Annotated in this window: 8 protein-coding genes; 2 read left to right on the top strand and 6 right to left on the bottom strand. The window is 41.7% G+C overall.

Annotated features, from left to right (window positions below):
- Positions 1-95: 95 nt before the first annotated feature.
- The 5 genes from Xhom_RS44305 to mak all read right to left on the bottom strand — a co-directional run bounded on the left by Xhom_RS44305 (position 96) and on the right by mak (position 7,693).
- Complete coding sequence (locus Xhom_RS44305; protein ID WP_069316878.1) at positions 96-1,733, bottom strand: bifunctional metallophosphatase/5'-nucleotidase; 1,638 nt, start codon at positions 1,731-1,733, stop codon at positions 96-98.
- A gap of 11 nt (positions 1,734-1,744) precedes the next feature.
- Entirely contained in the window at positions 1,745-2,560 is an 816-nt protein-coding gene (locus tag Xhom_RS44310; RefSeq protein WP_069316879.1) for a ribonuclease T2 family protein, read from the bottom strand.
- Between the two features lie 78 nt (positions 2,561-2,638).
- Positions 2,639-4,591: a bifunctional 2',3'-cyclic-nucleotide 2'-phosphodiesterase/3'-nucleotidase gene (locus tag Xhom_RS44315; RefSeq protein WP_071933876.1), complete on the bottom strand. Its 1,953-nt coding sequence runs from the start codon at positions 4,589-4,591 to the stop codon at positions 2,639-2,641.
- An 83-nt stretch (positions 4,592-4,674) separates the two neighbouring features.
- The gene (locus tag Xhom_RS44320) at positions 4,675-5,847 is read right to left on the bottom strand and encodes a porin (protein ID WP_069316880.1); all 1,173 of its coding nucleotides are present in this window, start codon (positions 5,845-5,847) and stop codon (positions 4,675-4,677) included.
- A 937-nt stretch (positions 5,848-6,784) separates the two neighbouring features.
- Positions 6,785-7,693, bottom strand: a complete 909-nt coding sequence (gene mak, locus Xhom_RS44325) for a fructokinase (protein WP_069316881.1) — start codon at positions 7,691-7,693, stop codon at positions 6,785-6,787.
- Between the two features lie 168 nt (positions 7,694-7,861).
- On the opposite strand from mak, the gene rdgC reads away from it, so the two are divergent.
- On the top strand, positions 7,862-8,773 hold the full coding sequence (gene rdgC, locus Xhom_RS44330) for a recombination-associated protein RdgC (RefSeq protein WP_069316882.1): 912 nt from the start codon (positions 7,862-7,864) through the stop codon (positions 8,771-8,773).
- Between the two features lie 105 nt (positions 8,774-8,878).
- Here rdgC and Xhom_RS44335 read toward each other — a convergent pair whose 3' ends face one another.
- Positions 8,879-10,027 (bottom strand): porin, encoded by a 1,149-nt coding sequence (locus Xhom_RS44335; protein WP_069316883.1) that lies wholly within the window; start codon positions 10,025-10,027, stop codon positions 8,879-8,881.
- A gap of 547 nt (positions 10,028-10,574) precedes the next feature.
- On the opposite strand from Xhom_RS44335, the gene Xhom_RS44340 reads away from it, so the two are divergent.
- Entirely contained in the window at positions 10,575-11,213 is a 639-nt protein-coding gene (locus tag Xhom_RS44340; protein WP_069316884.1) for a TetR/AcrR family transcriptional regulator, read from the top strand.
- The last annotated feature ends 6 nt before the right edge of the window (positions 11,214-11,219 follow it).

The raw sequence follows: 11,219 nt of genomic DNA, 5'->3' as shown, positions 1-11,219 counted from the left end.
GTTGCATTTCTGATCAGGATCAAACACCCGTTACAATATCTTTGATCTGCTTGTTTTATCTACTGTGATTTGCGTTATCTTGTACCGCTGTCACATTATTTTGCACCGAGATCGATAATCCGATCCTGTTTTGGGTAATAGATTGGGGATTTTTCCGTGAAATATTTAACGACTGCATCAATATCCGGCACGTTATATACAGGATCGGTTCCTTCTTTAAATACAGAAAAACTACTTCCTCCTGTCGCCAGATATTCATTGGCTGCCACACGGTATTTCGTTTGTAAATCAACCGGCTTACCATTGATTTTCATCGAATTAACCATCACGCGATCACCCACAGGCCTGCGGCTGTCCCATGAATATTGAAAACTATGTGACACCGCCAAAATTTGCGGGCGTGTGCGATCCCATTGCTGTTCCAGCAGACGTTTAATTTGTTCGCCGGTCAGTGTCTTAGTTACCATCATATTGGAGAATGGTTGAACGGTATAAATCGCGTTATAAGTTACATCGCCCGCATCCATAGGTGCACGAATGCCACCATTATTGACAAAGGCGATTTGTGCTCCGCCATCTTTTTTTGCCGTTGTCGAATATAAATGCGCATCCGCAATCACTTTACCCAACGATGATTCTCCACCCTGAGTCAATTGCTTGGTCAGATTGCTTTCCAATTTACCAATAACGCGGTTTGCCAGCGGTGTGGCAATTTTTTCATAGGATGCCAGTAATTCAGTTATTTTTGGATCTTTACCGTATTTACGGTCATCGACCCAAATATTTTCCGCTTTGAAGTTCACCACATCTTTTGTGGCTTTATCCAATTTCAGATCCAACTTGGTGATCAGTGCGCCATTGGATTGAGCGGAAGTGACGGACTTACCATTAATCACGCAGTTGTAGGCCTGATGGGTGTGACCGCTGATGACAAAATCCACTTCTTTATCCAGATGATTGACGACTTCCAATACCTTGCCTGTCACATCATTACAGGCGTTGACATCAATGCGTTCTCCATCGCGTTTCTGAGCTGCTCCTTCGTGGATCAATACCCCAATCGCTTTCACGCCTTTTTTCTGCAATTCCGGCACTAAGGCGTTAATGGTTTTGACTTCATTGGCAAAACTTAATCCTGCTGTACCTTGTGGAGTCACAATGGCAGGCGTTCCTTCCAGCGTCAGCCCGATGAAAGCAACCGGAATTCCCTCAAATTCTTTAATTACGTATTCAGGGAAAAGGGTTTTGCCCGTTTCATTCACGGTGACATTGGCAGACAGGTATTGGAAATCTGCTCCCTTAAACGGTGTTGGCCCCTGACAGCCTGTCACCGGATGACAACCGCCATTTTGCTTACGCAGTAGTTCTTCCTTACCTTTGTCGAATTCATGGTTACCGACAGAAGTCGCTTCCAATCCGGCAAGGGACAAAGCTTCGATACTTGGTTCATCATGGAACATGGAGGAAAGCAGCGGGCTGGCGCCGATCATATCGCCTGCGGCTACCACAATATTATTCGGATTCTCTTTTTTCAGTTCCTTAATCAAGGTAGACATATGTTCAATGCCACCCGGTTGATTAGAGCCCGGCGCTTTCAATGCCCCATGAAAATCATTCAACCCCAAAACCCGGACATCCACCACATTTGCCCGGTCATGAACGGGTTTAGTTGTACATCCCGCTAACAAAGCTGCGCCAATCGCAATCGGAAGTAATTTATATTTATAATTCATGTTGCTATCTCTTAATGTTCAGGCCGTGGGCAATCAATCACTTCAAAATTCTTGCTATAACAGATATAGAATTCGTCGTGGCTAATTTGGATATGTTTGCCTTTCAATACTGGATTATGTGCCTGCAGGAATTTAATCAGCTTCTTATTGGATGAACGCCCTTCCGGCAAGACCAGTTCGTCGAATAGTTTTTGCTGTTTGCTAAAGAATTGAGTGGGAGTTTCAAAGGCACAGACGCCATGTTTCTCCCATTCACCTTGCAGTAAATCTATGCCGGGAGAGGTACACAGGTACGGTTTGATAATTTGGTAATCCAGTGCTGGCAAGTCGCCTTTGCACAAGCGAGGATGTTTTCGGATATCTGACCAATCGCGGCACTCTTCCATCGATTTACCATCGCAGCTCTCCGCCCACAGGCCATGTAGTATCCAGCCAAATTTATTGTCAGAGAAACATTGCAGCGCAATTTTTTCATATTCACGCTGGGCTTTTTCTTCCTGATTTTCGTGCTGCAATTTTTTGATTTTCTTCTTTTTATAATCACAAAATGCAGGGGAGTAGTTGATTGCCAATTTAAAATAATCAGTCGAAGCCCTGTCGTTTTGGCCATAGTGATCAGTTTTGGCATCATAATCGTAATTGGCCGTTGGCTGTTCAGGCACAATGCAGGAAGCACCGCCAGCCAGATTAGATTGGGCTTTCAATAGTGACGTAGTGTCGGGAGTAGTGTCGGGAGTAGTGTCGGGCGCAGTGGCACATCCTGCCGCCATTAACGCAAAAACGAGAGATACTGTTTTTAGGAAAGGTAACCGTGTTAGAAAACGCATAGCAATAAGTCCATCATCAGATCAATAATCCGCCTGCCCCAAAAGGCTTTAAGGAGCAGGCATCAATACAGCTAAGATTTACTTTTTCTCTGTCAGATCAATTTGATAGAGAGCAAAGCCGATATCATCATTTTTCAGGTATTTCACTGGGTATTGAGCGTGTTCTTGGATGAATTTCGCTGCTTTCTCGGTTGGAGAAGTTTCAAAGCGTACATCCAGTTTTGTCTCTGTTTTGATTGGCAGGAATGACCAGTTATTTTCAGCCTGTGTTGATACCACACCTTTCTCTTTGGTGATTCTGGAGATATAAGAAGCCAAAATGGTACGATTTTCATCCGGTGAAGCAAATGCAATGTGATCTTCACCCGTTCCCGCGAATTTACCACCGTAACCACGGTAGTTATTGGTGGCAATCAGGAAAGTGGCTTTCGGATCAATCGGCTTGCCCTGATAGGTCACGTCTTTGATGCGGTTAGCGCCTTTGTTGACGAGCTGACAATCTGTGTCGTATTTCGCTGGCTGGGTGAGATCTATCTTATAGTTAACTCCGGTGATGGTATCGAAGTTATAGGTTCGGAAGCCATCCCAGTTCAGCAACTCTTGCGGTTTGGTCGAAGTCGGGTTGATCTGATTAAACATGCCCGCGGAGCACTCCAGCCATTCAACAACGTCAGAGCCTGTTGCTTTCACTACTACCAGCGTATTTGGGTAGAGATACAGGTCAGCGGCATTACGGAAAGTCAGGTCACCTTTTTCCACTTCTACAAAGTCAGCCGGTGCATTTTTACGGCCGCCCGTTTTAAACGGCGCTGCCGCCGCCAAGACTGGAATGTCTTCCAGATTTGGATCACCCTGAATGAAGCGTTTGGTGTAATCCACCTGTGCGTCATTGACGATCTGGACGGTCGGATCACTCTGAATCAAAGCCAGATAGCTGTACATGTTGGCAGAAGCTTTGCCGATGAACTTACCAACGAAATCGCGGGTTCCCTGATGTTCTTTGTCAATGATGGAGGCCAGTTGATTATCGCGCTCGACCAGTGCTTTTTTCTGGATTTTATCATAGATAGGACGGGCTTCTGCTTTAGCAGATTCAACTTTCCACTCACCATTGCCGTTATTGATCACCATATCAACCACACCCAAATGGTCACCCCACTGTCCCGGCATCACAGCAGGAATGCCATTGACTGTTCCATTGGCAACATCAACGCCTTTGATCCCTGCATATTCCTTGGTTGGGAAAACACCATGAGAATGACCAAACAAGATAGCGTTAATGCCCGGCACTTCACTCAGATAGTAAACGGAGTTTTCTGCCATCGCTTTGTAAGGCTCTTGCGAGAAACCAGAGTGCGGAATGGCGATAATCAGGTCAGCACCCTCTTTTTTCATTTGAGGAACAAATTTTTTCGCGGTTTCGGTAATGTCATTGACGACAACTTTGCCATCCAGATTTGCTTTGTCCCATATGCTGATTTGTGGCGGAACAAAACCGATATAACCGATCTTAATGGTATGCTCTTTGCCTTCTCGATCTTTAACAGAGGTATCAACGATAATGTAAGGTGTGAAGTAGTTTTTGCCGGTTTTAGCATCCATAACATTGGCGTTGATATAGGGGAACTTGGCACCAGCAATGGCCTGTTTCAGGTAGTCCAACCCAAAATTGAATTCATGGTTACCAAAGTTACCCACGGTATAGCCCATTGTGTTCATCAACTTGTGAGCCGGATGAACATCTCCTTGTTGCAGCCCTTTTGCCGCCATGTAATCCGCAAGAGGGCTGCCTTGGATCAAGTCACCGTTATCAACCAAAATCACATTGGTTGCTTCAGCCTTGGTTGCCCTGATTAAATTTGCTGTACGAACCAAGCCAAATTGCTCAGTGGTTTTATCTTTAAAATAATCGAAATCAATCAGGTTGCTGTGAATATCCGAGGTTTCCATCACCCGTAAATCGACGGTAGCCGCATTGACATTGAATGCAACCAACATTGCCAATGTTGAGACTTTCAATATATTTTTCACTGTGCTATGCCCCCATAATAGAAAGAAGATAAGAGTAGAAGGATGACAAGAGAGCCTGAATCAGGCCCTCTATGCAATATTATCTAAAAAAACAAACGTGCCCCTGTTCCCAGAATGACTTGTTTCTTGTCTTTGTAAGCCGGATTGTCGCTACGAGCATCATCATATGCTGTTTCCACAAACAGTAGCAGGCTATTATTGTACTTAGAAACATTAAAACGTTTGTCTAAACCGACCGTGTAAGTCTGTTTTTTATAGTTGAATGTATTGGCATCCCCATCACGCAGGTAATATCCTGCGTACATGCCACTACCGATTTTATCCCAGTGCCACTTACCGCCCAGACCATACAAGTTTGCTTTCCAGTCACCTTTGACTGACTTTTCTTTCAAGCCTTTACCATTGCTTTCGTTGTACACTAAGCTGGAGTTTTTGGAGCGTGCCAATCCATAATCCAGACCAATAGAGAATTCACGGCCTGGGAAATAATATTCCATGCCAAAGGCCAGTAAGCTATCTTGTGGGGAAGCTAATCCAGCGTCTTTGCCATTGTCTTCTTTTTTTCTCTCGCCCGTAGCCTGAGAGTAACCCGCATTCACTTCCAGACCAACGTTCGATTTATAGAAACCTACCAGCGAGTAAGCGTGGCGAATATCACCATGAACACGCTCTTTATCAGAGCCGGATTTACCGCTGTAAGTTGCAGCCAGTTTGAAACCTTCATAACTTTGAGTCTGAAAAAAAATGGTTTGAGGCAAACGCGTCATAAAGTTATTCTTACCAACGCCACCTTTACTATAACCCGTCGTGCTACTCAATACATCGCTAAAGTAAAATACGCCTGTATTACCATAGCCATAGCTGGATTTTTTCACCCAGTCGATGGGAATATAAGTACGGCCAACCCGTACCTCACCAAAGTCACGATGAGAAGCACCGATATAACCAACGCGATTATACATTTCGAAGCTCGTATTGTTATTTTCACTGTTGGTTTTTTGGGTGTCAGAACCCCATTCCATTTTGCCAAATACTGAGATTTCGTCAGTAAATTTATGGCTGCCACTGAAACCGATACGGCTACCATCATCTTTAATAAGAATATCGCGATCCTGGCTGGTCACTGTCGCTTTCATACGAAACTGACCGTTCAAATCGACCTTGCTGCCTTTATCGTTGTATACCGTAACGGCATTGGCGCTGCCCGACATCACCAATAACCCAATTAAAACAGCCAACGGCTTCATGTTTTTCATAATAAGACACCCATCAAATATTAAATTTAATTTTCTTTCAGACAGAACATCGCCTTATCGCAGACTAAGCTGCAACTTGAAATCTATTAGATAGAGGGTAATAAATGCCCGTCTCGATCTTTCTGCTAAAAGGTAATCGCTCAAAAAAATGACAAATTTTGAATGCTATTTAAAATTATCTTTATTACTTCTTCCCATAGAGAGTTTTATTAACATCAATATAAAGTGAATCAGCCAAATTAGATGAAACAGAATCTGGTCTTATTTTTGCACAGTAAAAAATGTTCAAGGAATTAAATTTAATCTCTTCAATATGCTAAAATTAGTTTATTACACATATTAATAATAACCTAAAAAAACAGTGCATTTCGTGAAGAAAACCACATTAACATAAATATTTAGACAAATTATTACAATTGCATGTGATTTTCATCACAAAATCGCGGATTTTTTTGTTTTTTCCATGACTGCCATACCATGCATATGACAAAAAAATTATTTTCCTTATTCGTTTTATATCCGACTTTATTTAATAGTTCGTATTTTTTACCACCTAAATAATTAATAAATTTAAAGTCAAATGTGATATTTATTTCATTAAAAAATAAATATATTTTTATTTGCAAATAAAGCTAAGCTTATAAACAACATGAATGGATTGTTTTATTATTCTTCTTATTACGGGTAACATGAAAATATAATTACTTGATTAAATAATAAATTTAAATTAAGTTAATTTTTAATAAAATCATGTTGCTTTATCTGTAGCAGAAATAATGCAGGCAAAAATAGAAGCCACCTATCATGAGTGCTTATCTTTCAAATTGTGTGCAGTAGTGAGCAACTTTCGCTCATTACTGCACACAATTTGAGACCGACGGGAATTGAATTCAGACTGCTTCAGTTTGTGACTGTTAGTGTTGATAGAAATATTGCGTTATTGCTGAGGCCACAACCACGCTGCCCCACGCACACCACTGGAATCACCATGCAGTGCTTTCCTTATCGGAGTGGCACACTCCCCACCAAAAACCCACTCTTTGACTAAATCAGGCAGAGTCTGATAAAGGCGATCAACATTACTCATTCCACCACCCAGTACGATCACATCCGGATCAAATAAATTAATCACTTGTGCCAAAGCCCGTGCCAGGCGTCTTTCATAACGGCGCATCGCCAATTCTGCAAACTCATCTCCCTGTACCAACGCTTCCATAATTTCATGACCTTTTTTATGCTCTCCACTCAGGCGGAAGTAATCAGTCATGAACCCAGTCCCGGACACAAATGTTTCAGTACATCCCGGCTTACCGCAAAAACAAGAAACTTCAGCCTGATATAACCGATCTTCCTCATCCATCCAAGGTAACGGATTATGCCCCCACTCCCCAGACAGACCATTTCCGCCCGCATGTACTCTACTCTCAAATGCAATCCCAGAACCGCAACCCGTTCCAATGATGACAGCAAATACCATTGGCATTCCTGCTCCTGCACCATCCGTCGCTTCTGATACTGCCAGACAGTTTGCATCGTTGGCGATACGCACTTCACGTCCCAGCAAAGCGGCAATATCCTTATCCAATATTTGGCCATTCATCCAGACTGAGTTGGCATTTTTCACTTTTCCGGTAAAAGGCGAAATAGCACCGGGTATTCCAATCCCCACAGTTCCCTGCTGCCCGGTTACCTGTTCCGCATCAGCAATCAACCCGACAATGGCTGCCAGTGTTTTTTGATAGTCATTACGAGGGGTATCCACCCGTTTGCGAAATAACTCGTCCCCCTGATCGCCCAATGCGATCACTTCAATCTTGGTACCACCGAGATCAATACCTATACGCATAGCTTACCTTTTTTATTCAGCACGATGACGCTTGTTATTATATGAAAATACGCAAGTTATTATATGAAGCTGACGAAGTTCTAGGGCTTCATCACATGATTCGTTATTATGCTCCCTTATATTTTAAGATGACCGTTGTCACGATGCGCAAAAATATGGGGTAATTGCATGTTATGGTTTAAGAATTTAATGATTTATCGTTTAAACAGAGAGATCGCACTTTCTGCGGATGAACTGGAAAAACAATTAAGCTCATTGGCATTCACCCCGTGTGGCAGTCAAGATATGATGAAAACCGGCTGGGTTTCTCCGATGGGTTCCCACAGTGAAACGTTAACTCATGCTTCTGGTAATCAGATCCTGATTTGTGCGCGTAAGGAAGAAAAAATGTTGCCTTCTCCTGTAATTAAGCAGGAATTACAGGCCAAAATAACTCGTTTGGAAGGTGAACAGCACCGTAAACTGAAAAAAACAGAAAAAGACTCGCTGAAAGATGAAGTGCTCCACACTCTGCTGCCAAGGGCATTCAGCCGTTTCAGCCAGACATATATCTGGATAGATACCGTTAACCATCTGATCATTGTTGACGCCGCTAGTGCAAAACGCGCCGAAGATAATCTGGCATTACTGCGAAAAACGCTGGGATCATTGCCGGTTGTCCCGTTGACATTCACCGATCCTATTGAGTTGACTTTAACCGAATGGGTACGTTCAGGTAACCTGCCTACAGGTTATGCTCTGATGGATGAAGCAGAACTAAAAGCGATTCTGGAAGACGGTGGTGTTATCCGTTGTAAGAAGCAGGAATTAGTATCAGACGAAATCGCTACGCACATTGAGTCAGGCAAATACGTCACCAAACTGGCATTAGATTGGGAAGAACGAATTCAATTCATGCTGTCAGATGATGGTTCTCTTAAGCGCATCAAATTCTGTGAAACCTTACGTGATCAAAATGATGATATTGATCGTGAAGATGTTGCCCAACGATTTGACGCAGACTTTACCTTAATGACGGGTGAACTCAGTGCGCTAATCAAGAACACTATTGATGCATTGGGTGGTGAAGCAGAAAGTTAATTTTCCAGAAAGAAAGTTCAATCGAACTGCCTACGATGATCACACCCATTGAGGCAGTTCGATGAAATAACAACGTACTATTTTTTCAACTGACATTTATCTCAATCAGAACTGATAAACCAAACCGACACCAAACACATCGTCAGTGTTGATCTTAGTTGTTTTAGTAAATTCATTATTCTTCAACAAATTAAATTGATATTCAGCGTAAGTACGCATATTTTTGTTGAGGTTGTAAGACGCACCAACTGAAATATATTTCACTAAATCTTCAGACCCTTTGTCTGTTCCCACACTGCTGACAGGCAAGTCTTTGCCCAAATTTTTACCTTTGGAATAGACATAGCCGATAGATGGGCGCAGACCAAAATCAAACAGATACTGAGCTGTCAGCTCAAAGTTTTGTGTCTTATTGGCAAACATAGTGTAATCATTTACAGAGCTACCAAATCGGGTCAAGTTATGAGCTTCTCCGTACATGGCTGCCAGGTAAACGTTATTCTTGTCATACTTAGCAGAAACAAGCCATGCTTCAGCCTTATTCCCTTTAGCAAGAACTTTGGCTTTATCAGCACCCAACTTTTGTGCTGAAGTACGGTTAGAGTTACCGTATGACCCACCAAGACTAAAACCATTACCAAAATCATAGGAGCTAGACAGAGCAAAACCATCACCATTCTGCCTTGAAACATCACTACGGCTATTTTTAGTACCACCATCATTTTTAGCTTGATACTGCAAGGCAAAATTCAAACCATTCACCAAACCAAAAAAGTCAGTATTACGGTATGTTAACAGCCCTGTCGAACGCCCCATCATGAAATTATCGGTTGCCGCCATAGAGTCGCCACCAAATACGGGCAATACATCTGTCCATGCGTTAGCATCATAAACGACACCAAAGTTACGGCCGTAATCCAACGAACCGTATTCGTCAAGTTTAAAACCAACGAAGGCTAGACGTGTTCTGGCATTTTTACCACTTTCCGTTTCCACACCATTAGCACCCATGTTGAATTCCCAGCGTCCAAAGCCAGACAGTTTATCTGTCACTTGGGTTGAACCCCTGATACCTATACGGGCAACAGAGCTATCACCAGTTTCTTTACTTGATTTGGAGAATGTTCTCTGGGCTTCTGCTTTTCCATATAAATCAATTTTATTACCATCTTTATTATAAATTTCAGCGGCATTTACTGCCCCAGTGAGAAGAAGTACCGGAATTGCCATTGCTATTGCGTTGTGTTTTATCATTATCATGATCCTCATTAATGTTGTTATTTTTTGCGCCACCGCAAAAAAATGCACTCTCTAAGAAGTTACTTTTCCCAGAATCAATAATCAGGTGGTAGCGTTTTTTTACACGCTTTCGTTACTTAAATGTTAAATTTGTAACAAGCAAAGGGGATATTAAGATCTAAAAAAACCTTTTACTAACAAAATTTGACGAAAAATGCCGTCCTGTGAAGAAAATCACATAGTTAAGGGGGAACTTAAGCCCCTGATAGCACTCGTTATGGGACTAATTAATTAAAAAGGGTAAGTTATAAATATTAATGAAAGTAATAAAAAATAAGTGTCATGATAGAAGTGATTTTTCATTCCATTTTATTTTCACAATTATTAATAACTCATTTAAATAAATAATAATTTATAAATATTATTATTGACAAGATACGGTGAGTTCTGTATTTGGTGGGGAGTGATTTAGTTATCCATTTAAATTTAAATCAGTAATTTCTGTTTCTTAATGGAATCACGCCAATGCGGTACAAATATTCACAACTCATAAGGTGCTAAAATGGCAGAAAATCATTCACGTCCAAGAGGCCGCCCTACAATTCCAGAGCAGGAAATACGCCAAAAAATTCATGATATCACTCTTTCACTTCTTATTAATCAAGGATATATAACTACAACGATGGATGTGGTTGCCAAAAAAGCGGGCATTGCCAAAAAAACACTATACCGTTTCGTCACAAATCGAGAAAACCTGATGGAACAAGTTGTCATGCGCTGGGCAGATAATTTTACCCCCGCCTTTAAGAAAAAGCCCAATAACTCTCAGCAAGTCATCAAACTAATGAAAATATATTTAGGTGAAATGGCCAAGGAATCATTATCTTCAGATTCTGTAGGTTTATTTAAGTTACTACAATCTGATTTTCCTTATCGTGAAATACTGCTGGATAAATATCAGCAAGGTGGTATTGAAAAAGGGAAGAATATTCTGGCCAATTGGCTTGAACACCAATATCAGCAGGGGCTAATAAAAAAACTTGATTATAACCTTATTAGCGAATTGATAATTTCAATGGTTATTGCGGAACCGCTCAGGAAAATGGCATTGGGTATCCTCCCTCCAGTGCCAGAAACAGATATCACGCCTCATATTACCGCAGCAATGTCATTAATTAAGTATGAATTTTTAGAGGAATAGTGACTA

This window comes from Xenorhabdus hominickii, from assembly GCF_002632725.1.
In the GTDB taxonomy this organism is placed as follows: domain Bacteria; phylum Pseudomonadota; class Gammaproteobacteria; order Enterobacterales; family Enterobacteriaceae; genus Xenorhabdus; species Xenorhabdus hominickii.
The sequence above is the reverse complement of the archived record's forward strand: the minus strand, read 5'-3'. Positions and strand labels throughout refer to the sequence as shown.